The organism is Streptomyces sp. MNU76, assembly GCF_020982545.1.
Lineage (GTDB): Bacteria > Actinomycetota > Actinomycetes > Streptomycetales > Streptomycetaceae > Streptomyces.
Map to the genome: position 1 here is coordinate 16,582 of NZ_JAJKLK010000009.1, position 25,268 is coordinate 41,849.

Here is a 25,268-nt window from a genome sequence, read left to right on the forward strand (position 1 = left end):
GCCGGCCGCGAGCAGAGGACCGCCGGGGCGGAACCCTGCCGATGATGATGAGCCGTCATCAACCAGTCAAAAGCTATCAATAGCCCAATAAAGTACATATGCGCATGAGGCCGAACGAGGTGCAAGGTGTGCGTTATTCACCCTGCCGGTCGTGTCGGTGCTTGATTCCGACCATCGGCCCGTTCTCGGGGAGGGCGGGGTCACCAGCCGGATCACGGAGCTGCCGACCGGCTCGAACCGGTCGTTCCGGGCTCGACTCCACCGCTGGAAGAACGGGCGGTCGATCGCCTGACTGTCCGGCTACCGTCGGCTCACATTCCGGTACGAGCGAAAGGGCTCCCCCTCCCTCGCCTTGCTCGGCCTCGCCGTCGGCCCTCACCTGCCGCAAGAAGCTCGCGAAGCTCACCACGTGAGCCGTCCTCCAGGGATGCCATGACGACTGGTCGCATCCGAAGGGCAAGTTGAAGCGCGCCAAGGACGCCCTCACGGGCGCGCTGCGCGAGGTCGAGGAGGAGACCGGCCACCGGTGCGCGCCGGGCCCCCGGCTGCCCAAGGCCCGCTACTTCGTCAACGGCCGTGCCAAGACGGTGAGTTACTGGGCCGCCGAGGCGACCGACGGCCACTTCGCGCCCGCCGCCGAGGTGGACCGGATCGCGTGGCTGCCCCCGGCCACCGCCCACGACCGGCTGACCCAGCCCCGCGACCGGGAACCGATCGACGAGTTCCTGACGACCCTCCGCCACGCGTAGGACGGGCCGATGCCGTTCCGTGCCCCCATCGCCGAACGCCCGGCTACACCCCGCTCAACGCGTGCCCCTCCGCGTCGGTCCGGGCCAGACTCCGCGCCCGCCGGGCCGGCCCACGCCAGCCGCAGGTGCAGCACGCCACGCAGAAGCGCCCCTGATCGACGGTGGTCGTACGGTGCTGCTGCGGCGTCTCCGACTCGTCCTGATGCACCACACCGACAAAGCTACCCAAGCGAAACACCCCCACGCCCCCAGCACCGAAGCCCCTTGAAGCCCCTTGAACGGACGAAGCCCGTGAAGCGGCGCAGCCGCAAAGGGGCGCGGGGAACTGCGCGAGAAGCCCCACCCACCCGCACCCGCCACACAACCCCCACCCCGAGCTCCAAGGCGCCCCTCCCTCCCCGCCCCGAGCTATAAGGCGCCCCTCCTCCTCCCCGCGTGACGACCACCCCGGCCGTCGTTATCCGAAACGACCACAGGAACCCGGCAAACCCGGCAGGGGATCGGCAGGCGATGGTGACGCGGCGGCACAGCAGGACGGGCGCGGCACTCGTCGCGGTGGGACTCATCGCCGGCGCGACCGGCGTCACCGGCTGCGCCCTGGGCGGCGTCACCGACGACCCCCTCCCACGGACCCCGTCGACCTCATGCACCGCGCCGCCCCCACCCTCGTCCGCGCGGGCAGCTCCAAGGCCCGTACGGAGATGGAGATGGCGACCGGCGGCACCCGGGTGACCATCCACGGCGAGGGCGTCTACGACTACGGCAGACAGCTCGGCCGCCTCAAGGTGCTGCTGCCGCACGACCCCGCCGGCCGCAGCGAGCACCGCCCGATCACCGAACTCCTCGCCCCCGGCGCCCTGTTCATGAAGAACCGGGGCGCGGGCGTCCCCGCCGACAAATGGGTCCGCGTCGACACGGCCGCCCTCTCCGACGGCAATCTGGTCACCGGCGGCGCCACCGACCCGTTCGCCGCAGCCGAGGTGCTGCGCGGGGCGCGTACGGCGGAGTTCGTCGGGGAGACCGAGGTCGACGGCACCCGGGTCCGCCACTACCGCGGCACCGCCGACCTCACGACGGCCTCCCGCGCGGCCTCCGAGGGCAACAGGGCTCCGCTGCGCGCCGCCGCCAAGGGCTTCGCCACGGCCCGCGTCCCCTTCGACGCCTACCTCGACGACGAGGGCCGCATCCGCAAGATCCGCCACCGGTTCAGCTTCGTCAACGGCGGCGGCCGGGGCACCGTGGCGGTCGCCTCGACGACCCTGCTGTTCGACTTCGGTGTCCCCGTCGCCGTACGCCTGCCGCGGCCGGAGGACATCTACGCCGGGAAGATCGCAGAGCAGTAGCCCGGGCAACCCGGCACCCGTGGCAGCCCCGGGCCGCCCCGGACGGGGCGGAGGGCGCCGGGCCGGAAATGGTCCGTTGGTGCCATGCGCGGGCTGTGGGCCGCTGCCTACCCTAGGAGTCGGTGACGGCGGAGAAGAGGTGATGCGCGTGGCTCCGGCAGGCGGTACGGCGGTTCAGGACCACGTGGCCCTCGCCGAGATCGAGCTCTGTGGCGACCTCATCATCGCGGCCTCCGCCACCGACGGCGACCGCCTCAGCCCCGACCGCATCGACGAGGTCCTGCGCGTCTGGGAAGAACGCGCCCACGAGGGCGACCCGCCCCGCTGAGGCCTGTCCGCGGACGCCCGACCGCTCCGCACCTCCCTGCCCTCCCCGTCCTCCCCGCCGGAAGCCCGCACCCGGTGGCCGAAAAACGCCCCTGTCGACGGGCCCCGGGCCCCGGCCCCTCAGGTCCGCAGCAGCCGCCCGATCGCCTTCGTGGCCTCCTCCACCTTCGCGTCGACCTCGGCGCCGCCCTTGAGCGCCGCGTCGGCGACGCAGTGCCGCAGGTGTTCCTCCAGCAGTTGCAGCGCGAAGGACTGCAACGCCTTGGTCGAGGCGGAGACCTGGGTGAGTATGTCGATGCAGTAGACATCCTCGTCGACCATCCGCTGGAGCCCACGAATCTGCCCCTCGATACGCCTGAGGCGCTTGAGGTGTTCGTCCTTCTGTTTGTGATACCCGTGGATTCCACGGTCGTGGTCGGTCACCACACCCGACTGGGCATCCGGCTTCACACCCGACTCCGCGCCCGGTCCCGGACCGTCCACGACGGAGGGCACCTCGGCTCCGGCCCCTGTGGTCGTCATCGCAGCCTCCAGACATATACCCCTACCGGGTATATCGTATCGAACTTTGGCGGGTATACGCCCTGCGGGCAGCCCCCATGTCGGCCCGTCTCCCTGATGGGCGACACTGGGGGACGGCCCATTAGCCGTGGCCGGATGGTGCGCCTAGCATCAGCCTGACCGAAACCCATGCATACCGAGGACCCCACGTGCGCTTTCGTCTGACCCCCAGGGAGACGAGCTTCTACGACATGTTCGCCGCCTCCGCGGACAACATCGTCACGGGCTCGAAGCTCCTGATGGAACTGCTCGGGGCGGACGCCTCCGCCCGGGCCGAGATCGCGGAGCGGATGCGGGCAGCGGAACACGCCGGTGACGACGCCACACACGCGATCTTCCACCAGCTGAACTCCTCGTTCATCACGCCCTTCGACCGCGAGGACATCTACTCCCTCGCGTCCTCCCTCGACGACATCATGGACTTCATGGAGGAGGCCGTCGACCTGGTCGTCCTCTACAACGTCGAGGAACTCCCCAAGGGCGTCGAGCAGCAGATCGAGGTCCTGGCGCGCGCCGCCGAACTGACGGCCGAGGCAATGCCCAACCTCCGCACCATGGACAACCTCACGGAGTACTGGATCGAGGTGAACCGACTGGAGAACCAGGCGGACCAGATCCACCGCAAGCTCCTGGCCCACCTCTTCAACGGCAAGTACGACGCCATCGAGGTCCTCAAGCTCAAGCAGATCGTGGATGTGTTGGAGGAGGCGGCGGACGCCTTCGAGCACGTGGCGAACACGGTGGAGACCATCGCGGTCAAGGAGTCCTGAACCCTTCATGGACACCTTCGCTCTGGTCGTGACCATCGGCGTCGCGCTCTTCTTCACGTACACCAACGGCTTCCACGACTCCGCGAACGCGATCGCGACCTCGGTGTCGACGCGCGCGCTGACGCCCCGCGCGGCCCTCGCGATGGCCGCGGTCATGAACCTGATAGGGGCCTTCCTCGGCAGCGGTGTCGCCAAGACGGTCAGTGAGGGCCTGATCTCCACGCCCGAGGGCTCCAAGGGGATGGGCATCCTCTTCGCGGCCCTGGTCGGCGCGATCACCTGGAACCTCATCACCTGGTACTTCGGTCTCCCGTCCTCCTCCTCCCACGCCCTCTTCGGCGGCATGGTCGGCGCGGCCCTCGCCGGCGGTACGACGGTCTACTGGTCCGGCGTGCTGGAGAAGGTCGTCATCCCGATGTTCGTCTCCCCGGTGGTCGGCCTGGTCGTCGGCTACCTGGTGATGGCGGGCATCATGTGGATCTTCCGCCGCGCCAACCCGCACAAGGCGAAGCGCGGTTTCCGGATCGCGCAGACCGTGTCGGCGGCCGGCATGGCGCTCGGCCACGGTCTCCAGGACGCCCAGAAGACGATGGGCATCGTGGTGATGGCCCTGGTCATCGCGGACGTCGAGGACTACGGCGACCCGATCCCGATCTGGGTGAAGATCGCCTGCGCGGTCATGCTCTCCCTCGGCACCTACGCGGGCGGCTGGCGCATCATGCGCACCCTGGGCCGGAAGATCATCGAACTCGACCCGCCGCAGGGTTTCGCCGCCGAGACCACCGGCGCGTCGATCATGTTCATCACGGCCTTCATCTTCAAGGCCCCCATCTCCACGACGCACATCATCACCTCGGCGATCATGGGCGTCGGCGCCACCAAGCGCATCAACGCGGTCCGCTGGGGCGTCGCCAAGAACATCATCCTCGGCTGGTTCATCACGATGCCGGCGGCGGCCCTGGTCGCCGCGACCAGCTTCTGGATCGTGAACCTGGCGTTCCTCTGACCGCACGGCGTCCGCCCCGCCCCGGCCTCACGGGGTGAGGCGGAGTCCCGGGGCACACGGACCTGCGCCACGCCGGCCTGTTGCCAGGTCGTAGGGCGCAAGCGATCAGGCGAACACCGGGCCGAGGCAGAGCTCCGGACACCGACCAGGTGCCGCGGGCCTGACGCCACGACCGGGTCCTGCCGGTGGCATCGGCCCCCTGGCGCCCCGGACCGGCCCCGCCATGGCGCCCCGAACCGGCCGCGACCGAACCGATCGTCGACCACCTCGCGCGGGCTGGCCCCGGCGCCCCGGCCCGCTCCACCGCCCCCGCGACCGCCGTTGGCTCCCCGGCGAGCGCCCTCGGATGGCAATCCCTCCGCAGCGCGAAAGCCGACGGGCCCGCCCCCGGGAGCCGGGGGCGGGCCCTTTATCTACCTCGCGGCGGCACCGCCATGCAGCGCCGCGAGGGGTCTTGGGAGTCGGCGGCCGGGGAGGCCCCGGCGTCGGCTCAGCCGAAGCGGCCGGAGATGTAGTCCTCGGTGGCCTGGACGGACGGGTTGGAGAAGATCCGCTCCGTGTCGTCTATCTCGATCAGCTTGCCCGGCTGTCCGACGGCCGCGAGGTTGAAGAACGCCGTGCGGTCGGAGACACGCGCCGCCTGCTGCATGTTGTGCGTCACGATGACGATCGTGAAGCGCTCCTTCAGCTCACCGATGAGGTCCTCGATGGCGAGCGTCGAGATCGGGTCCAGCGCGGAGCACGGCTCGTCCATGAGCAGCACCTTCGGCTCGACCGCGATCGCGCGGGCGATGCACAGCCGCTGCTGCTGACCACCGGAGAGCCCGGAGCCCGGCTTGTTGAGCCGGTCCTTGACCTCGTTCCAGAGGTTCGCGCCCTTGAGGGACTTCTCGACCACGTTGTCCATCTCGGACTTCTTCTTGTTGCCGACCAGCTTCAGGCCCGCCGCCACGTTGTCGTAGATCGACATCGTGGGGAACGGGTTCGGGCGCTGGAAGACCATGCCGACCTCACGCCGCACGGAGACCGGGTCGACCCCGGCGCCGTACAGGTTCTCTTCGTCGAGCATGACCTTGCCCTCGACGCGGCCACCGGGCGTGACCTCGTGCATCCGGTTCAGGGTGCGCAGGAAGGTGGACTTGCCGCAGCCGGAGGGGCCGATGAAGGCCGTCACGGTGCGGGGTTCGACGGTCATCGAGATGTCCTCGACGGCCAGGAAGGAGCCGTAGTAGGCGTTGAGGCCGCTGACATCGATGCGCTTGGCCATGTGAATCACTGCTTCTTTCGAGTCGCTGACTGTTCGTCCATGGCCGCGTCAGCGGCCCGCCTTCGGGGCCTTCCAGCGGGCGATGCCGCGGGCGCCGAGGTTGAGGATCATCACAAAGGCGATCAGCGTCAACGACGCCGCCCACGCCCGGTCGTACGCCGGGATCTCGCCCGAACCGTACTGCTGGTAGATGTACAGCGGCAGCGACGCCTGTGCCCCGTCGAAGGGATTGGCGTTGATGAACTTACTACCGAACACCAGCAGCAGCACGGGCGCGGTCTCACCGGCGATACGGGCGACCGCCAGCATGATGCCGGTCGTGATGCCGCCGATCGAGGTCGGCAGAACCACCTTCAGGATAGTGAGCCACTTGGGCACGCCCAGTGCCAGGGAGGCCTCGCGCAGCTCGTTCGGTACGAGCTTGAGCATCTCCTCCGTGGAGCGGACGACGACCGGCATCATCAGGATCGCGAGGGCCAGTGCGCCGGCGAAGCCGAAGGGCTGCATGTCGAACATCAGCATGATGCTGAGGATGAACAGGCCCGCGACGATCGACGGGATACCGGTCATGACGTCGACGAAGAAGGTGACGGCCCGGGCGAGGTTGCCGCGCCCGTACTCCACCAGGTAGATCGCGGTGAGCACGCCGATCGGCGCGGCGATCAGCGTGGCGAGGCCAACCTGCTCCAGCGTGCCGAGGATGGCGTGGTAGATGCCACCGCCCGGCTCCGAGTCGGCGACCACGCCCATCGAGTGGGTGAGGAAGTAGCCGTCGAGGACCTTCACACCACGCGCCACGGTCACCCAGACAAGTGAGGCGAGCGGCACGACGGCCAGCAGGAACGCGACCCAGACGAAGGAGGTCGCGATACGGTCCTTGGCCTGGCGCTTGCCCTCGACGAGGGTGGCGATGGCGTAGGTGCCGAGGACGTAGAGGATCGCGGCGATCAGACCCCACTGGACCTTGCTGTCCAGACCGGCGACGAGGCCGATACCGACGGCGACGGCGACGGAGCCCCCGGCGTTCGCCCACGGGAACCACTTCGGCAGACGGGCACCCTGCAGGGTCTCGGGGTGCTTCACGACGGCTTCGGTGCTCATGCGTTGGCCCCCGAGTACTCCTTGCGGCGGGCGATGATCGCGCGGGCCGCTCCGTTGACCAGCAGGGTGATGACGAACAGGACCAGACCGGAGGCGATGAGCGCGTCACGGCCGAACTCCGTCGCCTCACCGAACTTGCTGGCGATGTTCTGGGCGAAGGTGCCGCCACCCGGGTCGAGCAGGCTGGCGTTGATGGTGAAGGTCGGGGAGAGCACGGTCGCGACGGCCATGGTCTCGCCGAGCGCACGGCCGAGACCGAGCATCGACGCGGAGATCACTCCGGAGCGGCCGAACGGCAGAACGGCCATGCGGACGACCTCCCAGCGCGTGGCGCCGAGGGCCAGAGCCGCCTCCTCGTGCGCCTGCGGCACCTGCTTGAAGACCTCCCGGCTCACGTTCGTGATGATCGGCAGAATCATGATCGCGAGCAGGATGCCGACGGTGAGCATCGAGCGGGGGGCACCGCCCGACCACTCCAGGATGCCGGTCCAGCCGAAGTACGTGTCCAGCCAGCTGTAGAGACCGGTCAGGTTCGGTACGAGGACCAGCGCGCCCCACAGGCCGTACACGATGGAGGGCACGGCGGCGAGCAGGTCGATCACGTAGGCGATGGGACCGCTCAGTCTGCGCGGGGCGTAGTGCGTGAGGAAGAGCGCGATCGCGACGGCGACCGGGACCGCGAGGGCCATGGCGATGATCGAGGAGACGACCGTGCCGAACGCCAGGACGGCGATACCGAAGACCGGCGGGTCGGTGTTGGTGTTCCACTCGAAGGTGGTGAGGAAGTTGCCCTCGTCCTCGCCGATGGCGAGGACGGCCCGCCAGGTGAGGAAGACCGCGATCGCGGCCATGATCGTGAGCAGCAGAATGCCCGAACCGCGGGAGAGACCGAGGAAGATCCGGTCACCGGGTCGGGTGGCGGCGCGTGCCGCGCGCTTCTGCTCGACCTCTGTGGGCTGGGAGGCAGGGGGAGGCGCGTCTGTTATCTGTGTGGTGTTCATCGGGTTCTCCGGTCTGCGGAGCCACACGCGGTGTGCGTACGGCCCCATGGAGCCGTACGCGATCCGCGACGGCTCCGGGCGGCGGTGCACCGGACGATGCGGTCCGGACCGGAGTTCGAGGCTCCGGACCGGACCGCACTCGGGTCAGCTCAGGCCATCGATGATGGTGCGGACCTTGGTGATGATCTCCTCGGGCATCGGGGCGTAGTCGACGCTGGGCAGGAGCTTCTGGCCGTCCTCGCTGGCGGCGTACTTCAGGAACGCCTTGACGGTCGGCAGGGTCTCCGCGTCGCCACCCTTGTCGCAGACGATCTCGTACGTGACCAGGGTGATCGGGTAGGCGCCCTCGGCCTTGGTCGCGTAGTCCAGGTCCATCGCCATGTCGTTGCCGGTGCCGACGACCTTGCCGGAGCCGATGAAGGCGGTGGCGCCGTCGGTGGTGGCCGCGACCGGCTCACCGGCACCCGTGTCGAGGGCGACGGTCTTGATGCCGTCCTTGGCGTACGACAGTTCGAAGTAGCCGATGGCGCCGTTGGTCTGCTTCACCTGCTGGGCGACGCCGGAGGACTGCGGGGCGGACTGGCCACCCTTGGCCTGCCAGGTCTTGCCGCCCTCGTACTTCCAGTCGGCGGCGGCCGCGGCCTTGAGGTAGGCGGTGAAGTTGTCCGTGGTGCCGGAGTCGTCCGAGCGGTGGAACGCCTGGATCTTGAGGTCCGGCAGCTCGACGTCCGGGTTCAGCTTCTTGATCGCCTCGTCGTTCCAGTTGGTGATCTTGCTGTCGAAGATCTTGGCGAGGGTCGGGGCGTCCAGGACGAGGTTGTCGACACCCTCGACGTTGAAGCCCACGGCGATCGCACCGCCGACCATCGGCAGGTTGATGCCCTGGCCGCCCTCGCAAACCTCCTGGGAAGCCTTGACCTCCTCGGAGTCCAGCGCGGAGTCGGAACCGGCCCAGGAGACCTGACCCTGGGTGAACGCGGTGACACCGGCGCCGGAGCCGCCGGCCTTGTAGTTGATCTCCACGCCACAGGCGGCGGAGAACTGCTTGACCCAGGCGTCGACGGCGTTCTTCTGCGCGGACGAACCGTCGGACAGCAACTGCCCCTTGGCATCGCCGCAGTCGATGTCGCTCGCCGCCTTCGTGCCGTCGCCCGAGGCGTCGGTACCGGTGGAGGTGTCGTCGGACCCGCACGCCGTCAGAGCCAGGGCGCCGGTGAGGGCGACAGCACCGAGAGAAAGGGCGCGCAGTCGGTTCTTGCGCTGAAGCTTCACTTTCGGGAGTTCCTTCCAGGAGCCGCCGTCCACATGGCGGCGTGCGAAGTCGTCGTATCAGCCTCGGGACCCGTTCCACGGATGCCTTCGGTCCCTCAGACTGCTGTCGTCACGGGTTGTGAGGCCGCATTTCGGTCCACATCCCGCACCGGGTAAGGCTGAAATTAGGCAGATCAGGTGAAGCCGCCAATGGACGGAAGTGAACGGCGAGTGAACCCCTGCCGACAGTGCGGTGAGGTCACGGAACGCTTACGGCCAGAACACGCGAGGATCCCGACACCGCGCCACCCCTCTCCACCTGATAACTCTCCGCACCCATCTGGCTACAGAGAGAAACCATCCCCACTTCCCCTCAACTCCACGCCCACCGAACCGACGAAAGAGGAGGGCTGCGGGGTGCGGGGCTGGGGGCTGCGCGAGGGCCGGGGAACGTTCGTTCAGCGGTCAGGGGCGCGGGGTGTAGCGAGAGGGGCGCGGGGCGGGGGGACGAAGGGGCACAGCCCCTGGATGGGGCACCTCCCGCTCGAGCGAAGCCGAGAGTGGGGGAGGGACGGGTAGGGGCGGCGGGGGCGGAGATCCTGGGAACCCGCACCCCACCAACCCCGTCTCGTTCCACGAACCCACGAACGGCGCACCGGGAGACCCACATGGAACGGCGCACATTCCTCGGCGGAGCAGCCGCCGCACTCACCACCACCCTGACCACGGCCTCCGCCTGCACCACCCCCACCCCAACCCCCGCGCCACAGACGCCACAAACACCTCCCTGCGCACCACCACAACCACAGTCACCGGCGCCACCGCCAACTGGTCCGCCCTGGCCCGAGACCTGGACGGTCCCCTCATCCGCCCCGGTGACAAGTCCTGGTCCACAGCCCGCCAGCTCTACAACACCCGCTTCGACACCCTGAAACCCACCGCCGTCGCCTACGTCGCCCACCCCGACGACATCCGCACGACCCTCGCCTACGCCAAGGCCCACGCCCTGAAGGTCTCGATCCGCAACGGCGGCCACTCCTACGCCGGCTGGTCCTCCGGCAACGGCCGCCTGGTCATAGACGTCTCGAAACTGAACAAGATCCGCGCCTCCCAGAACGAGGCCGTGGTCGGCGCGGGCTCGAAACTGATCGACGTCTACCGGGCCTTGGCCGCGAAGGGCGTCACCATCCCCGCCGGCTCGTGCCCCACCGTGGGCGTCTCCGGCCTCACCCTCGGCGGCGGCCACGGCGTCACCTCCCGCGCCTACGGCCTGACCTGCGACAGCCTCACCCAGGCCACCCTGATCACCGCGGACGGCAGGCAACTGATCGCGAACGCCACCACCGACAAGGACCTCTTCTGGGCCCTACGAGGCGCGGGCAACGGCAACTTCGGCGTGGTCACGGAACTCCGCTTCAAGACCCACCCCGCCCGCCAGGGCGTCACCGCGTACCTCACCTGGCCGTGGTCCAAGGCCGCCGCCGTACTGAAGGCCTGGCAGGAGTGGGGCCCCACCCAGGCCGACGAGATCTGGTCCTCCTGCCACCTGGAGAACGGCGGCACCCCGACCGTCGCCGTCGCCGCCTTCTCCCTCGGCAGCTACGGCGACCTGGAGAACGCTCTCGACCGCCTCGCCGACCGCGTCGGCACCCCGGCCCGCAGCGTCTCCCTCAAGCGCCGCTCGTACGAGGACGCCATGGAGGGCTACGCCGGCTGCGGCTCGTTCTCGACCGACGCCAAGTGCCACCTGCCCGGCTCGACGCCGGGCCGCTCCCCGCAGGGCGCACTGCGCAGGGAGACGTACGCGGCCCGCTCGGACTTCTTCGACCGCTCGATCTCGTCGGCGGGCGTCCAGACCCTCCTGACCCAGATCACCGGGGTGAAGGGCGGGGCAGGCAGCATCACCCTCACGGCACTCGGCGGCCAGGTCAACCGGGTCTCGCCCACGGCCACGGCGTTCGTGCACCGCCGCTCCCGGATGCTGGCCCAGTACCTCGCCTCCTGGAAGCCCGGCACCACCGGCACGACGGCCCAGTCCTGGCTCGACAAGGCCCACACGTCCATGACCCGCCACGCCTCGGGCGCCGCGTACCAGAACTACACCGACGCGACCCTGACCAACTGGAAAAAGGCGTACTACGGCGAAGCAACCCCCCGCCTGACCACCGTGAAGAAGAAGTACGACCCGACCCGCTTCTTCACGTTCCCCCAGGCGCTGTAAGGCCCACAGGCCCTGCTGAGGCCGCAGGCCTCAGGGGCGCGGGGAACTGCGCGAGAACCCCCACCGGACCGCCAGTTGGGGGTCATAGGGGCACAGCCCCTTGAGGGATGGGACGGGTAGGGGCGGCGGGGGCGAAAAGATCGGGGAACCCTCAGGCCGCCAGATCCCGCTCCTCCGCGGACGCCGACTCGACCCGCGCCCCCGGAATCACCGCACGCCCCCATCACGCCCCCGAGCCCGCACGATCCACCCCACACGCCCCGACCGTTCCACCGCCTTCATCAACGGCGTCAGCAGAGCCATGGCCAGTGGCGACAGCAGCAACGCGACCGCGGTCCCGAGCGCGAACCCCCCGATCACATCGGTCGGGTAGTGCACACCCATGTAGACCCGGATGAACCCGCCCAGCAGCCCGATGACCAGCCCGACCAGCCCGAACTTCCGGTTGGCGACGAACAGCGCCACCGCCATCGCCATGATCAGCGTCGCGTGATCGCTCACGAACGAGTAGTCGGTCTTGCCGGAGACCAGCACCTCCAGCCCCTCGTGATCGAGGAAGGGCCGGGGCCGCTCCACGAACCCGCGTATCGGCACGTTCACCAGCACGGCGACCCCGGCGGCGAGCGGCGCCCACACCAACGCGGCCACGGAGGAGGCGGCGTCCTCGCCGCCCCGCTTCCGTACGCCCCACCAGCACCCCAGGATCAGCAGCACCATCGCGAAGAGGAGCCCGTACTCCCCCACGAACTCCATCACCCGGTCCAGCCAGTGCGGCGCGTCCTTGGCCAGACCATTGATGTCGTACAGCAGCTCGACGTCGGGATTCGATCCGGATTCAGCGGCCAGTGAGGTAGCGGCATGCGCGGCGAGTCCAGCCATCGTGCTGCGGCCCTTTCGTCATCGTTCTCGCGACCGCACCCGTACGTGCGCCGCGCTTTGCCACCCCCGTGGTGTCCGTAGTGCTTCCGCATGAGCGTCAACGCGCTACGTCAGATAGGAACGCACACTCCTTCTCAATACGTTCCACCCTCCACTGAATGATCACTCAGACGTTATCGAAGAGAGACACGTCTGCGCAGCTCAGGGCAGTGGTTCACAGAGAATTACGGCGCTGTCAGACCGTCGTGGGCAACGCTTTCGCGCCATCTTCGGTGACCCGGGTCGCACCGAAGTAGTCGGGGGTGTCAATCGGGTCGAATCGGATGACGGCTCCCGTCCGCGGCGCGTCGATCATGTATCCGCCTCCCACATAAATCCCGACGTGCCGAATGGCCCGCGAGTTGGTGAGGTCGTCGGAGAAGAACACCAGATCCCCGGGCAGCAGCTCGTCGCGCGAGGGGTGCGGCCCGGCGTTGTACTGATCGTTCGCGACGCGCGGCAGAGTGATCCCCACACTGTCGTACGCCGCCTGCGTCAGCCCGGAGCAGTCGAAGCGTCCGCCCTGCTCAGCGGTACCGGTGCCGCCCCACAGATACAGCGTCCCGAGCTTCTTCTGCGCGTACGCGATGGCCCCGGCCGCCTGCTCGCTCGGGTCGACCCTGCTCGTCGGAGCGGCGAAGCTCTTCGACAGCGTCGTGATCGTCTTCACATAGTTCTGGGTCTCCTTGTACGGCGGAACACCCCCGTACTTGATCACGGCGTACGCCCCCGCGTTGTAGGAAGCGAGCATGTTCGCCGTCGGATCGCCGGGTACGTCCTTCACGTACTTCGCGAGCGAGCAGTCGTACGAGGCGGCCGATGGAATCGCGTCATTCGGGTCCCAGACGTCACGGTCGCCGTCCCCGTCACCGTCCAGCCCGTGCGCGGCCCAGGTCCCCGGAATGAATTGCGCGATCCCCTGCGCGGCGGCGGGGCTCTGCGCCTTCGGATTGAACCCGCTCTCCTGGTACAGCTGCGCGGCGAGCAGTGCGGGATTGATGGCGTCGCACAGATTGCCCCATTTCTGCACGAGCGCCTGATAAGCGGCGGGAACGGCCCCCTTGGCCAGTCCGACCGACTTTCCGCCGATCCCGGCGGCGAGGTTCCCGGCGACCAGATAGACACCCACGACCAACACCATCACGAAGGCGAGCCCGGCGCTGCCGGCAGCGATCACCACGATCCATGCCTTACGCACCGTCAACCGCCCCTCACCGCGCGCCAGTCCACCGCCAGCAAGTGTAGAGGCGGCCCGCTTTCTTAGGAATGATCACTCGACGGCGCCGCAGTCGACCCACAACAGTTTTCCGCCGTGCGAGACACCGAGGTCGCTCCACACGGACACACCCCGCCCCTCGGAGCAGGCGCGCACGAGCCGCAACCCACGCCCGCACTCGGCGTCGAGGTCGACGGGCCGGACGTCACCCCCTCCGAACCCCACCGGCACCCGCCAGTCCCGGTCCCACACCCCCACGCGCAGCCTCCCGCCGATCTCCAGCACCCGCAGGGCGTACTCGCCCACGGTGTGCCGGTGGGCGTTGCTGAGCAGCTCGGCGGCCAACAGCTCTGCGGTGGGGGCCAGTTCAGAGATGTCGCGCGCGGAGAGCACGGCCCGCAGAGTGGCGCGCCCGACGCCGGGAGACCGGGGATCGCGGGGGAGGCGCAGCGTGTAGTTCCAGGACGGGGATACGGTGGCCATGGAAGTCTCCGGTTACTGAGGGGAGTTGAATGAAAGCTGTGAGCAGCAAGATAGCGTTACCGAATAAGTTATTAGTCCCAGCAAGCTAAATACCTGACTCAACCACCCGTGTGGGTGACATGGCGGGAGAACGAACGTGCCCATGAAGAGCACGCCCACCGGGCGGGAGGCCAGACTGGGTTCGGAGCTGCGCAAACTGCGCGAACGCGCGGGACTGTCATCGACCGAAGCAGCCCAACTGCTGGGTATCAAGCAGCACCAGGTCAGCAACATGGAAGCTGGCCGCTTGGGCGTGAGCCCCGACCGAGTCCGCATGCTGGCCTGCCACTACGAGTGCCCGGACAAGGTTCTCGTCGAAGCCCTGACGCGGATGACGCGCACCCGGCAGCGCGGCTGGTGGGAGGAGTACCGCGAGCTACTGCCGACGCCGCTGCTCGACCTGGCCGAACTGGAGCACTACGCCAAGTCGTTGCGCGACGCCATCACAGCCCGTATCCCCGGTCTGCTCCAGACCCGCGAGTACGCCCTGGAGATCTTCCGCCAGGCGGTCACCGAACTCTCACCGCCCGACATCGAGCACCGGCTCTCGTTCCGCATCAAGCGACAGGCCATTCTCTTCCACGAGGACGACCCGACTCCCTACGAGGCCGTCATCCACGAGGCCGCTCTGCGCATGCGCGTCGGCGGTTCCACGGTTGCCCGACAGCAGTTGCAGCACCTGCTCGACATGAGCGACCTGTCCCACATCACCCTGCGAGCGATCTCCTTCGACGCCGGTGCCTACCCGGGGTCCGGACAGTCGATCCACTACGCCTTCGCCCACGTGCCACAGCTGGACACCGTCTATCTCGACCAGTCCCACGGCCTCGCGTTCCTCGACGCCGAGGCACAGTTGCACAAGTACCGAACACTGTTCGACAGGATCGAAGCCGTCACACTCGCCCCCGAGAAGACCCGAGACCTCATCCACAACGTGATGCGAGAGCTGTGAAGGGAACGCCCATGAACCCGCGCTGGCAAAAATCCTCGTACTGCTCCGAGGGCGCCTCCTGCGTCCACATATCCAACGGCCCCGCCACCATCCACCTCACCGAATCCGCCGACCCCACCCGAGCCATACTCAACGCCACCCCGCAAGGCTTTCGAGCCCTCCTCCACACACTCAAACTCGACAAGGCCCCCTCCCGTGTCTGACATCCCCCGGACCTCGACTGGATCCGCGCCGCCCCCGACGACGCCACCGGCCCCGGCCCCTGGATCGAGCTCGCCTTCGGCGAGGGGAACGGCGAGGACGACCCCGAAGCCCCCGTCTACATCCGCGAGACGAGCGACCCGGACAACGTCGTGACAACGAACCGCCGGAAGTGGGACGCGTTCGTACTGGGAGTCCAGGCAGGCGAGTTCGACCACTTCGTGGAGGGGGCCGAGGGCTTCGAGCCGACGGTACGACAGCCGGAGGCCCAGGTTCGGCCCGAGTGACGCCGTCCCCATGGCCCTGAAGAGCGCAACCCCGGTAGCACTCGGTGTCACCGTGGTGGCATGGCAACCGTACGTTTCTCGATCAGCATGCCTGCCACCATGCGCGACCGAATCAGGGAGCACGCCGCAGACGCCGGACTCGACGTCTCCACCTTCCTGACCATCGCCGCGCAGGCGCAGATGGATCAGCAGGACCGGGTCAGGAAGATCTTCGAGCCCCTCGAGAAGGCCCGCCTGGAGGCCGAGGAGGAGGCTGGTACGGGTATCTGGGCAGGTGACGACATCGAGCCGACCAAGGAGGAGCAGGCTGAGATCGACACGATCCTCGGCCGCACACCGCGCAACGAGGCCGACGCGTGAACGTGGTCGTGTACGACACGGGGATGCTGATGGCCCTGGTCGGTCAGGTCGCCGGGCCCATGGGAAGCGCCCTCAGGACTTGAACCCGATCACCCCGAACCCGGGTCGCGACTCGGCATGGCGCAGCCACTGCAGAACCTGCATGACCGCCTCCACGACCTCCGGCTCCAGCGGCGGCGGAGCCCCGTCCTTCGCCTTGGTCGCCTCGAACTGCTCCAACGCCCGCAGACACTGCTCGTGCGTCCACTCACCGCACCCCGGTATGTACGTGGAGGGAATCGGAGCCGGCAGATCGCTGTACCCGAACTCCTCCACGGACACCGCGGTGATCCCGAGTGCGCTCAACCCCTCGTCGACCACCGACAGCCAGTCGCCCCGGTGCGGCGTGAAGCAACTGTTGTCCAGGAACGCCCCCGTGAGAGAACACAGCCGCTTGTACGCGTACCCGTACTGAAAGGCATGCTCCTTGTTCTCACCGAACGGCCCCGCGTGCACGACGGCCCGCAACGCCTCGTACGCCGTCGGAGCCCCGTCCTCGATCTCGGACGCGAACCACTCGTCGTCCCGCGCCAGATCGTCCCCGAACTCGCTCCGCACGACATCCAACAACTGCTGGTCACCCGACCCGACGAGCGCCCGGGTGGCAGCCACATCCAGCAGATACACACTCAGAGAAGAACTCATGCCCTCAACGTAACCGCAGCCACTGACACTCCCTCAGCAGGAGACATGCTTTCCGTTTGGACGCGTACGTCTGCCGAAACTGTTCTCGGACTGCTCTTGGTCTCGATGACGACGACCCGCCCGTCCTCGTGCGTCCAGACCGGTGGAACTGGTCGAGATGCACCACCTGCCGCACCAGCTCACGTCTCGAACTCGCCCACCCAGGACCGCTCCAGGAGATGCTTGGGCAGGTACTCGGACTCGACCTGGATGGGCATTCCCACGTCGTAGGCGAGGCAGGCTACGGAGAGGGGGCCGAGAGCGACGGCGCCGTCGGTGCTCTGTTCGCGGTCCTCGTCCGCGGTCCAGTACTCCTTGTGGAGTCGGAGTGCCTCGGCGAGCCCGGTGTTGAACTGCCCCTCATCCCGCTTGAGGAACTGCAGGAACAGGTTGAGCGGCGGGTACAGGACCTTCAGCATCAGCTCACGGTCGGCGACCCGGAGACGGTCTGGGTCGGTGCCCTGAAAGGCCGCGGTGAACTTCTCGCCGAGTCCCGGACGTTCCATCCAGTACACCTGCAAAGCGTCGACCCAGTCGTAGATGTATTCGTCGTAGACCGCCCCAGAACCACGCAGCAGATCGACCGGCACGTCTGACAGCTGTGTCATGCGATCCTGATCGCGGCAGATGATCGCCAGCCAGAACGCGGTGATCCAGTTGCCCGCGTCAGTGAAATGCTGAGCACCGATGGCCGGGATCGTACGGGCCTTGTGCGCGATCCGGCACTCAACCGAATCCTGGTCCGTGGTGGCCGCCGCGAACAGGGCGGATCCGACCTGCATCGCCGTCACCCAGGCTTCCCACGTCTCGGACTTGTCGGCGGTGGCATCATGCAGGCAGTGCAGCGCAGCCTTGCTCAAGGCGCTGCTAAAGATCAGGCCGAACATCTCGGGATGTTCCGAGAGAACCTCGATCTCTTCAAGCAAGCGCCGGTCAGCCGACTCGATGAAGTCCGTCGGATCCCCGGGCGAAGGCTCCTCGACCCGTGGCACACGTACGATCATCAGTTGCTCCCGGGTTTGCCGATGTTGAACTGCCGCATCTCATAACCAGCATATTTGCCGTCCGGCGTGGCATCCGCCTTGATCAGGACGTAGTCGACCTTCCCTGTGGCGAGAGCCATGCGCAGCTTGCTCGCGAGGTCCGCCTCGGCGCTGTCCTTCACCCTGTCGGCTCGCTTGTCCATTTCCTTCAGAATCGTTTCGAAGTATTCCCGGGTGCCCTGCTGGACCCGGTTTCCCAGATGGCTCGTGCGTTCGCCCACCTGAGCCTTGAGAGACCCCTTGGCCTCGACGACGACGTACCCGCCACCCGGCTTCTCATAGATCTGGTCGAACCGATTGTTGCCGAAGGCCCCGTCGTCCACGCGCCGCGCTCCCGAATAACGCTCCGGTATGGCGTGGTGCTCCGCGACCCGCTCGCCGAACAACTCGCTCTGCTTGAGCATGTCGCCATGCAGCGGGGAGTGCGCGGCTTCGGCGGCGTCCATCGCCGCCTCCGCCTCGGCCGTCCTGTTCGCCATGTACTCCTTCTCGGCCCGGGTCAGCGCCTTCTCCGCCGCCTTGTCGGCCGTGATGGCATCACGACGCGTCACCGCCCATTCATCGAGTCGCTTCAGCACACCGCTTTCGACGTTCGCCCGAACCCCGGTTCCATGTGGGTTTGGATCCAAGTATTTCGCCTGGATAGCGGGCGGCAGGTCGCTCTTGGATATCCACTTGGTGGGATCCGCCGGGTCCCGCACCAGAATGGGCAGACGCTGCCCGAACACCTCTGCCGAGGCCGACCTGCGGTAGCCGTTCGACCGGTAATGCTCCTTGAACCAGCGCGGATCGCTGTTGGCGAGATCCACATGTCGTTGCATGACGGCCCGCGCGTCCGACGGGCCGGAAGGCCCCGCCTCCGGCACGTCTCCGTCGCCGGCTCCTTTGCCCGTACGGCCGCCCGGACCGGCCGACTCGTCACCAAGCCCACCCGCGTCACCGACCGCGTCGTCACCGGACCGGCCCAGATCGTCCAGAAAGCCCGACCCGCCCACGCCACCTGCCCGGGCGGCAGACCTCCACCGCCCCGGCCACCGCCCGCGGTGACGCTGTCACCCCTCGCCCGACGACCCCGGCGCCGTCTCCCACACGCGTACCCACCCCGGCACCCGCTGTCTCCCGTACACCCGACGTCCCCGGCGTCCGTTCCCCGAGCCCCGGCCTCCCCGCCCGCTGCTCCGCCGTCCGCTCATGTCGGACGGCGTCCAGAGACTCCCGTACCGTCCCGTCCGCGTTGTGCATGACCAGGGTCTTGGTGTCGAGGTAGACGACCTCGCCCTCGGGGGTGGTCATGCGGACGGAGTTCTCGGGAGTGAGGCCGGCCGGGAGGTCGTCGGCGATGTTCGGCGGGTCGGCGATCTGGTACGTGCCTTCGCCGAGCCGGATGTGCGTGCCGTCAGTGATGCCGCGCAGCCCGGCCATGACGTCACTGATCTTGACGGCCGTTCCGCCGATGCCCTTGGCGATGTACGTCATCGGGTCGACGATCCGCCCCGCCTTGCCCGCGAAGGAGATGGCCTTCGCGATCGCACCGGCCTTACCGGTCGCCGCGACCGCTCCACCCGCCCCGCCCGTGAAGACGGTCGTCAGTACGTTGAAGGTGACCGCTCCCGCCGCCCGCGAGGGGTTCTTGCCCCACTCGTCGTAAGCGATCAGCGCCTTGCCGGTCTCCACGACGGCGGTGCGGGAGTCGCGCAGCCAGGAGGGGAGTTTGTCGGCCGGGGTCAGCCAGTACGCGGCGCCCAGCGGCGTTCCCGTGATCAGGATGCCGGTCGCGAGTTTGCCGAGGCCGACCCAGGCCTGGCCCGCAGCGTCCCAGCCGTTGAAGCCGACCAGCGTTCCCAGGCCCTTGATCGTGCCCCACACGCCGTCGACGACGAAGCCGACGGTGAAGTCCCAGGCGTGCTCGTGGAAGTAGTACCAGGGGTTGGACTCCTCGACGACGTCGCCCCAGGGCAGGCCGGCGGCGTTGTTGAGGTCCTCGGCGCGGTAGCCGTAAGTGTTCTCTTTGTCCGTCCCGTCGCCGACGGCGAGCGGCTCGCCGCCGACCAGCGCGACGATCTTGTTGTAGCAGGCCCGCTCGGCGGCCTGGAAGGCGGTCCAGGCCGCGTAGACCGCGTTGCGGCGGGCGGTGTTCTCGTCGATGAGGTCGCCGTCAGCGACCCAGTCCTCGTCGTCCGCGACGCGCCGTTCGAACGCCGCCGCCTCCTCGCGCAGCGAGTTCAGCCGGTCCACCAGCGGCCGGACCTCGGCCGCGTAGTCGAGCAACGCCTTGGACACGGTGCCCAGTTCGGTCTGCAGGTCCTGGCCGGCCGCCGCGACCGGCGCGGTCGTCGCGAAGAGCTGGTCGGCCTCGGGAGCCTTGTAGAAAGGTTCCAGCAGATTGAAGTTGGCGTCGATCAGCAGCCCCGCCGCGCCGACCGCCATCCCGTCGAACGCGATGTCACCGGCGTCCTTCTCCAGTTGCTCCAGATTTCCCGTGAACTCCGGTATCTCGGCCGAGACAACGGGCCTGTCCTCGCTCACGTCTACCCCCGTGGACGCCTTAGCAGCAGATACGTTCCCTCAACCCGGCCCTCCGCCCGCACACCTGACGTCGCGACACCGGGGGCACCGGAACACCCAGTCGATCATTTGTACCAAAGTTGCGATCGCGATCCCATGCACTTCTGGCCAAAGCTCGCCGTTCAGGGGCTTCGCAGCCCTCACACACGACCCTTACGTCCCCATCAGGCACACTCGAACCCACGAAGAAGGGGCGAGCCAGGGTCGACATCCCGTCAGAAGCGGGACAGGCCCGGCCTCCTGAGGTCACAGAAGAGGAATAACGACGGAACCACACCACAGGTTCCGCTTGACCCTCATCGCCCGGCGTGACCTGCTGTGATACACAGAGTGACGATACGACCCTTCGTTTACCGTTCCGCGCCCCCCGTTAGGGTCCCTCGCGGGCCGGCGGCAAGGGATCCGTACGAAACCCGCCAATCAATGACGCCAAGTCGACATACGACAGCGTCATTGTCGGCGAGAATGGGCCCGACCTCTGCGCAACCGCACGGAGGCGTGCGGAGCGGACGCCGAGGCGTACGTGCCGCACAGCAAGCACACAACCAGCACAGACACACAGACACACAGAACTACCCACTAGGGGCGGTGACTTACATGTTCGTTGCGGCCGACAAGGGCGACATCACCACCATCATCGGCGGAATCGCCCCGGACTGGGGGCCTTTCGGCGACCTGGGCAACGAGGCACGCGTGATGATCGAGGTCGTGATGGCGGTCGCCATCCTCCTCTGCCTCGGCATCGCGATCTGGGGTGCGGCCAAACAGCGCATCGGCGCGACCGCCCTGCGCGACACCTTCAGCGCCGAACAGGGCAAGGGCCTCATCATCGCCGGCCTCACCGGCGTCTTCATCATCGGCTCACTGGGCACGCTCTTCACCATCGTGTACGGCATGGCCGTGTAGCGCGGCCGCCGGCACCCGCCCCGGCCGGACCACCGGCCTCGCCCGGTTCCCCTCCACCCCACCCGTCCGTCGTGCCCACCGGCTGAGGTTGCGTTTCCCTGATGTCGAGTCTCCACACCGCGCCCGCGCGGGAACCAGCGCGGCTACCGTCGTACTGCTACGCCTTTCGGTACGACGTCGAAGTTGAAGGGGCGACCGCGGCATGAGTCTCGGCGACGAGCACGGGTACCGCGAGTCCTCGCGCTCCGGGGACGACGGGGCGTACGGGGGGTACGCCGGCACCGGACAGACCCGGACACGCCTCCCCGAGGGCGGCGGCGACCCCTACGGCGGCGCCCCCCGCCGACCCCGCTCCTCCTCCAGAAGCCTCGTCACCGTCGTCGGCGTGGTGGTCCTCCTCATCGCCGCGATCGCCTTCGCGAACCGGGGCGGCGGGGGCTCCGACACGTCCGGAGGATCCACCGCCGACAAACCGGAAACGGCGCCTACGGCGGCTTCGGGGGAGCGGCCGGTGAAGTCGAAGACGGCGGGGATCCCTACGGGGTTCGCGCGGAGCGAGGCAGGGGCCCAGAGCGCGGCAACCAACTACACGGCCGCCTTGGGTTCGGACGGCATGTTCAACACCGCCACACGCCATCAGATCGTCGAAACCATCGCCGATCCCAGCGCCATGGACCGCCTCCAGGACGGCTTCGACGCCGACTACTCCGCCGAGTTCTTGAAGTCACTGGGCCTCGGGGAGGACGGCAGCGCGCCCTCGGGCAGCACGTTCGTCAACCGCACACTGCCGGTCGGCACCAAGGCCACGGCCTACAGCTCCGAGGCGGCAACCGTCGAGGTCTGGTGCAACAGCCTCTTCGGGCTCACCGGGGAAAGCACGACCAACCCGGTGACCAACGGTTGGTTCACCGTGACCTTGAAGCTGCGCTGGACCGATGGCGACTGGAAGGTCCTCGAGACCAGCCAGAGGACCGGCCCAACCCCCGTCAACGCAGACGATCCGGTCTCCGGAGCCGACGAGATCGGCAAGGCGGTCGAGGAGTTCGGAGGGTTCACGTATGCCCGGTAGCCCGCGTCGCGCACTCACGGTCACCGGTGCGGTGGCAGCCGTTCAGGTCGGAGCCGTCCTGCTGGCGACCCGAGCCTTCGCCGCCCCCACTCCGACACCGTCGCCCACGACCAGTGACGACCCCTGCTCGCTGATCTCGGGCCCCGCCAAGGACTACTGCGAACGAGGCGCCGGCCAAAAAGCCGACACCAACACCCTCCCCAACGACGTAACCACCACCCTCGACCCCCTCTCCTCCCTCGCCCAAGGCTGCGCCGACGCCGCCTCCTGGACCGTCGACAAGCTCTCCGAAGCCGTCAACGAGACCGCGAACGTCGACTTCACGAACATGACGTTCCTGAAGCACTACGCGGTCGTGTTCGCCGCCTCCGCGATCCTCACGCTCGTGCTGTGGCTCCTCGCCGTCACCAAGCGAGCCGTCCGCGGCGTGCCGTTCACGACGGCCATCTCGGAGGCCATCGGCTTCCTCTGGCTGACCGTGCTGGCCTCCGCCTTCACCCCGCTCATCCTCTACACCATCGTCTCGGCCACCGACGGCGTCAGCGACATCATCGCCCGCACCACCGGCAACCAGACGGACACTTTCTTCGGCACGTTCTCCGAGGCCCTGAAGAAGGGCAACGACATCGGCGGCGGCCCCATCATGCTGATCCTGGTGTCGCTGGTCTCCATCGTCGCCGCCGGCGTGCTGTACCTGGAGCTGTACCTGAGGGCCGTCCTGCTCTACGTCGGCGCCCTCCTCGGCGTCGTCGTCTACGCCGGCCTCGTCGACAAGGACCTGTGGGGCCACGTCCGCCGCTGGGCGGGCATCATGATCGCGATCATCCTGGTCAAGCCCGTCATCGTCATCGTGCTCGGCCTCGCCGGCGCCCTGACCACCGAGGACGGCCCCGACTCCCTCGCCGCGGTCGTCTCCGGCCTCGCCATCATCCTGCTCGCCATCTTCGCCTCGGCGATGATCTACCGCTTCGTCCCGGGCTTCGGCGACGAGATCGCCAACTCCCGCAACAACCGCATCATGCGCGGCGCCGAGGGCAAGGCCGCCGCCGTCATCAGCTCCCCCGCCACCCTCGTCGCCCAGGGCATCAAGACCCACAGCTCCCGGGCCGACAACAACGGCGGAGGCGGTGGCAGCAGCACCCCCCGCCCGTCCAACCCGCATCCGGCGGCGTGGCCGCCCACAGCTCGCGCAGCTCGAGGCGGCGGCGGCGGAACTGTCCCCTCCGCCGCACCCCCGCCCCGTTCGAGCCCCATCAACACCCCGCACGCCGGCAACACCCGCAACAGCAGCAACAACCGCACCGGAGGTGAAGGGCGTTGACGACCGATTCCCACCTGTCCCACGCGATCACGCCCCGCCGTACCTATCTGATCGGCCGCGCCCGGCCGAACGCGATCATCGGCCGCAACCGCGAGTCCGGCGAGATCGCGCTGATCATCGCGGGCGCGTTCCTCGGCATGATGTGCGGCCTCCTCGTCCCGGTGCTCGTCCCGCGCATCGCCCTGCTGACGGGCTTCCCGATGCTGGCGCTGGCCGCGGTGTACGTGCCGTACAAGCGGCGCACCTTCTACAAGTGGTTCGAGATCAACCGCAGTTACAAGCGCAGCCTGCGCAAGGGCACGACGTACCGCTCCGCCAACATGGAGGCCGGCACCCGCCTCGACGGCCGTGAGGTCGAGGTCGGCCCCCCGCCCGGCATCGGCCGCATCACCTGGCTCGCCGCCCCCTTCGGCCCCGACGAGATCGCCGTCCTGCTGCACGCCGACCGCCGGACCGTCACCGCCGCCATCGAGATCGAGGGCCCCGGCGTCGGCCTGCGCGACTCCGAGGACCAGGAAGCCCTCGTCGACCGCTTCGGCACCCTCCTCAAGCACGTGGCCAACGGCGACGGCTTCGTCACCCGCCTGCAGATGCTCGCCCGCACGCTCCCCGCCGACCCGGACGCCCACGCCAAGGACGTCGCCCAGCGCGGCGACGACCGCGCCCCCGGCTGGCTCCAGCAGTCGTACGACCAGCTGCAGTCCATGGTCTCCACCAGCAGCGAGCAGCACCGCGCGTACCTCGTCGCCTGTATGCACTACACCCGCGAACTGGCCGCCGAGGGCCACGCCATGGCCCGCGCCGCCCGCCCCCACGGCCGCAAGCTGGACAAGGACGCCGGCCTCGCCGTCGTCATGGCCCGCGAGCTGACGGACATCTGCTCGCGCCTCCAGGAGGCCGACATCCGCGTACGGCAGCCGCTCGGCCAGGGCCGCCTCGCCTCCCTCATCCACTCCATGTACGACCCGGACCACCCCATCGACCACATCCAGGCCATGACCAAGCGCAACGCCTGGCCGGCCGAACTGGACGCGATGGAGCCGGACTACCTCCAGGCCAAGACCCGCGAGTCCTCCACCCGCGCCCCCTGGTGCCACGCCACGGCCTGGGTCAAGGAGTGGCCGATGACCCCGGTCGGCGTCAACTTCCTGGCGCCCCTCCTGGTCCACACCCCGGACGTCATCCGCACCGTCGCCGTCACGATGGACCTCGAACCCACCGAGGTCGCCATCGAACGCATGCTGACGGAGAAGACCAACGACGAGGCGGAGGCGTCCCGCGCCGCCAAGATGAACCGCACGGTCGACCCGCGTGACGTGGCCTCCCACTCCCGCCTCGACCAGCGCGGCGAGGACCTCGCGAGCGGCGCCGCCGGCGTCAACCTCGTCGGCTACATCACCGTCTCCTCCCGCTCTCCGGAGGCACTGGCCCGCGACAAGCGGACGATAAGGGCCTCGGCCGGCAAGTCGTACCTCAAGCTGGAGTGGTGCGACCGCGAACACCACCGGGCCTTCGTCAACACGCTCCCGTTCGCCACCGGAATCCGAAGGTAGGGCCATCGCGATGCGGGACCATCCGATCCAACCGC

The 25,268-nt window shown here is 68.3% G+C and carries 23 protein-coding genes and 5 pseudogenes; 15 read left to right on the forward strand and 13 right to left on the reverse strand.

The genetic code is table 11. From position 1 onward, the window contains the following. The first annotated feature begins 151 nt into the window (after nt 1–151). Nucleotides 152–292, forward strand: a complete 141-nt coding sequence (locus E4N62_RS22425) for a hypothetical protein (protein WP_230217115.1) — start codon at nt 152–154, stop codon at nt 290–292. A 139-nt stretch (nt 293–431) separates the two neighbouring features. Next, nucleotides 432–749: pseudogene (locus E4N62_RS22430) on the forward strand (NUDIX hydrolase); the annotation flags it as partial. Nucleotides 750–792: 43 nt separating this feature from the next. On the opposite strand, the gene E4N62_RS22435 reads toward E4N62_RS22430, so the two are convergent. Beyond that, on the reverse strand, nt 793–960 hold the full coding sequence (locus tag E4N62_RS22435) for a hypothetical protein (protein ID WP_230217117.1): 168 nt from the start codon (nt 958–960) through the stop codon (nt 793–795). Nucleotides 961–1,259: 299 nt separating this feature from the next. Here E4N62_RS22435 and E4N62_RS22440 point away from each other — a divergent pair. Together E4N62_RS22440 and E4N62_RS22445 are read left to right on the forward strand one after the other, a co-directional pair. Then, nucleotides 1,260–2,092, forward strand: a pseudogene (locus tag E4N62_RS22440) (hypothetical protein). Nucleotides 2,093–2,234: 142 nt separating this feature from the next. Beyond that, complete coding sequence (locus E4N62_RS22445; protein WP_230217119.1) at nt 2,235–2,420, forward strand: hypothetical protein; 186 nt, start codon at nt 2,235–2,237, stop codon at nt 2,418–2,420. Between the two features lie 119 nt (nt 2,421–2,539). On the opposite strand, the gene E4N62_RS22450 is transcribed toward E4N62_RS22445, so the two are convergent. Then, the gene (locus tag E4N62_RS22450) at nt 2,540–2,941 is read right to left on the reverse strand and encodes a metal-sensitive transcriptional regulator (protein ID WP_230217121.1); all 402 of its coding nucleotides are present in this window, start codon (nt 2,939–2,941) and stop codon (nt 2,540–2,542) included. A 188-nt stretch (nt 2,942–3,129) separates the two neighbouring features. Here E4N62_RS22450 and E4N62_RS22455 point away from each other — a divergent pair, with 188 nt between their 5' ends. Together E4N62_RS22455 and E4N62_RS22460 are read left to right on the forward strand one after the other, a co-directional pair. Then, nucleotides 3,130–3,750, forward strand: a complete 621-nt coding sequence (locus E4N62_RS22455; RefSeq protein ID WP_009326469.1) for a DUF47 domain-containing protein — start codon at nt 3,130–3,132, stop codon at nt 3,748–3,750. Between the two features lie 7 nt (nt 3,751–3,757). Further along, the gene (locus tag E4N62_RS22460) at nt 3,758–4,756 is read left to right on the forward strand and encodes an inorganic phosphate transporter (protein WP_230217123.1); all 999 of its coding nucleotides are present in this window, start codon (nt 3,758–3,760) and stop codon (nt 4,754–4,756) included. Between the two features lie 490 nt (nt 4,757–5,246). Here the strand turns inward: E4N62_RS22460 and pstB are convergent, their stop codons facing one another. The 4 genes from pstB to pstS form a co-directional block, all read right to left on the reverse strand. After that, nucleotides 5,247–6,023 (reverse strand): phosphate ABC transporter ATP-binding protein PstB, encoded by a 777-nt coding sequence (gene pstB / locus E4N62_RS22465; protein WP_230217125.1) that lies wholly within the window; start codon nt 6,021–6,023, stop codon nt 5,247–5,249. A gap of 48 nt (nt 6,024–6,071) precedes the next feature. Beyond that, entirely contained in the window at nt 6,072–7,124 is a 1,053-nt protein-coding gene (pstA, locus tag E4N62_RS22470) for a phosphate ABC transporter permease PstA (protein ID WP_230217127.1), read from the reverse strand. Further along, nucleotides 7,121–8,125, reverse strand: a complete 1,005-nt coding sequence (pstC, locus tag E4N62_RS22475; protein ID WP_230217129.1) for a phosphate ABC transporter permease subunit PstC — start codon at nt 8,123–8,125, stop codon at nt 7,121–7,123. The genes pstA and pstC overlap by 4 nt, the downstream gene beginning before the upstream one ends. A gap of 144 nt (nt 8,126–8,269) precedes the next feature. Continuing rightward, nucleotides 8,270–9,397: a phosphate ABC transporter substrate-binding protein PstS gene (pstS, locus tag E4N62_RS22480; protein WP_230217131.1), complete on the reverse strand. Its 1,128-nt coding sequence runs from the start codon at nt 9,395–9,397 to the stop codon at nt 8,270–8,272. Between the two features lie 647 nt (nt 9,398–10,044). Between pstS and E4N62_RS22485 the strand changes: the two are divergent. Beyond that, nucleotides 10,045–11,597 (forward strand): annotated as a pseudogene (locus tag E4N62_RS22485) (FAD-binding oxidoreductase). A gap of 151 nt (nt 11,598–11,748) precedes the next feature. Here E4N62_RS22485 and E4N62_RS22490 read toward each other — a convergent pair. The 3 genes and pseudogenes from E4N62_RS22490 to E4N62_RS22500 form a co-directional block, all read right to left on the reverse strand. Beyond that, nucleotides 11,749–12,476 (reverse strand): annotated as a pseudogene (locus E4N62_RS22490) (phosphatase PAP2 family protein). Between the two features lie 235 nt (nt 12,477–12,711). Continuing rightward, nucleotides 12,712–13,719, reverse strand: a complete 1,008-nt coding sequence (locus E4N62_RS22495) for a bifunctional lytic transglycosylase/C40 family peptidase (RefSeq protein WP_230217133.1) — start codon at nt 13,717–13,719, stop codon at nt 12,712–12,714. A 66-nt stretch (nt 13,720–13,785) separates the two neighbouring features. Then, nucleotides 13,786–14,214, reverse strand: a complete 429-nt coding sequence (locus E4N62_RS22500) for an ATP-binding protein (protein WP_230217135.1) — start codon at nt 14,212–14,214, stop codon at nt 13,786–13,788. Between the two features lie 142 nt (nt 14,215–14,356). Here E4N62_RS22500 and E4N62_RS22505 point away from each other — a divergent pair, with 142 nt between their 5' ends. Genes E4N62_RS22505 through E4N62_RS22520 form a run of 4 tightly spaced genes read left to right on the forward strand, consistent with a single transcriptional unit; the run spans nt 14,357 to nt 16,053 of the window. Then, nucleotides 14,357–15,205, forward strand: a complete 849-nt coding sequence (locus tag E4N62_RS22505) for a helix-turn-helix transcriptional regulator (RefSeq protein ID WP_230217137.1) — start codon at nt 14,357–14,359, stop codon at nt 15,203–15,205. An 11-nt stretch (nt 15,206–15,216) separates the two neighbouring features. Further along, nucleotides 15,217–15,408, forward strand: a complete 192-nt coding sequence (locus tag E4N62_RS22510; RefSeq protein ID WP_230217139.1) for a DUF397 domain-containing protein — start codon at nt 15,217–15,219, stop codon at nt 15,406–15,408. 21 nt (nt 15,409–15,429) lie between these two features. Continuing rightward, nucleotides 15,430–15,693 (forward strand): DUF397 domain-containing protein, encoded by a 264-nt coding sequence (locus E4N62_RS22515; protein ID WP_230217499.1) that lies wholly within the window; start codon nt 15,430–15,432, stop codon nt 15,691–15,693. Between the two features lie 60 nt (nt 15,694–15,753). Continuing rightward, nucleotides 15,754–16,053, forward strand: coding sequence for a hypothetical protein (locus E4N62_RS22520; protein ID WP_230217141.1), 300 nt, complete (start codon nt 15,754–15,756; stop codon nt 16,051–16,053). A 72-nt stretch (nt 16,054–16,125) separates the two neighbouring features. Here the strand turns inward: E4N62_RS22520 and E4N62_RS22525 are convergent, their stop codons facing one another. The 4 genes from E4N62_RS22525 to E4N62_RS22540 form a co-directional block, all read right to left on the reverse strand. Then, nucleotides 16,126–16,737: a hypothetical protein gene (locus E4N62_RS22525; RefSeq protein WP_230217143.1), complete on the reverse strand. Its 612-nt coding sequence runs from the start codon at nt 16,735–16,737 to the stop codon at nt 16,126–16,128. A 179-nt stretch (nt 16,738–16,916) separates the two neighbouring features. Next, nucleotides 16,917–17,780, reverse strand: coding sequence for an immunity 49 family protein (locus E4N62_RS22530; protein ID WP_230217145.1), 864 nt, complete (start codon nt 17,778–17,780; stop codon nt 16,917–16,919). After that, nucleotides 17,780–18,814 (reverse strand): hypothetical protein, encoded by a 1,035-nt coding sequence (locus E4N62_RS22535; RefSeq protein ID WP_230217147.1) that lies wholly within the window; start codon nt 18,812–18,814, stop codon nt 17,780–17,782. The genes E4N62_RS22530 and E4N62_RS22535 overlap by 1 nt, the downstream gene beginning before the upstream one ends. Further along, nucleotides 18,771–20,345 carry a hypothetical protein gene (locus tag E4N62_RS22540; protein WP_230217149.1) on the reverse strand — a complete coding sequence of 525 codons (1,575 nt, stop codon included), beginning with the start codon at nt 20,343–20,345 and terminating at the stop codon, nt 18,771–18,773. The genes E4N62_RS22535 and E4N62_RS22540 overlap by 44 nt, the downstream gene beginning before the upstream one ends. 636 nt (nt 20,346–20,981) lie before the next feature. Between E4N62_RS22540 and E4N62_RS22545 the strand changes: the two genes are divergently transcribed. The 4 genes and pseudogenes from E4N62_RS22545 (at nt 20,982) to E4N62_RS22560 (ending at nt 25,233) form a co-directional block, all read left to right on the forward strand. Continuing rightward, nucleotides 20,982–21,290: a hypothetical protein gene (locus E4N62_RS22545; RefSeq protein WP_033525053.1), complete on the forward strand. Its 309-nt coding sequence runs from the start codon at nt 20,982–20,984 to the stop codon at nt 21,288–21,290. 202 nt (nt 21,291–21,492) lie between these two features. Beyond that, nucleotides 21,493–22,359, forward strand: coding sequence for a hypothetical protein (locus E4N62_RS22550; RefSeq protein WP_230217151.1), 867 nt, complete (start codon nt 21,493–21,495; stop codon nt 22,357–22,359). Next, nucleotides 22,349–23,680: pseudogene (locus E4N62_RS22555) on the forward strand (hypothetical protein). Before E4N62_RS22550 ends, E4N62_RS22555 begins: the two are co-directional and overlap by 11 nt. After that, nucleotides 23,677–25,233, forward strand: a complete 1,557-nt coding sequence (locus E4N62_RS22560) for an SCO6880 family protein (RefSeq protein ID WP_184892260.1) — start codon at nt 23,677–23,679, stop codon at nt 25,231–25,233. The pseudogene E4N62_RS22555 and the gene E4N62_RS22560 overlap by 4 nt, the downstream one beginning before the upstream one ends. Nucleotides 25,234–25,268 lie beyond the last annotated feature (35 nt).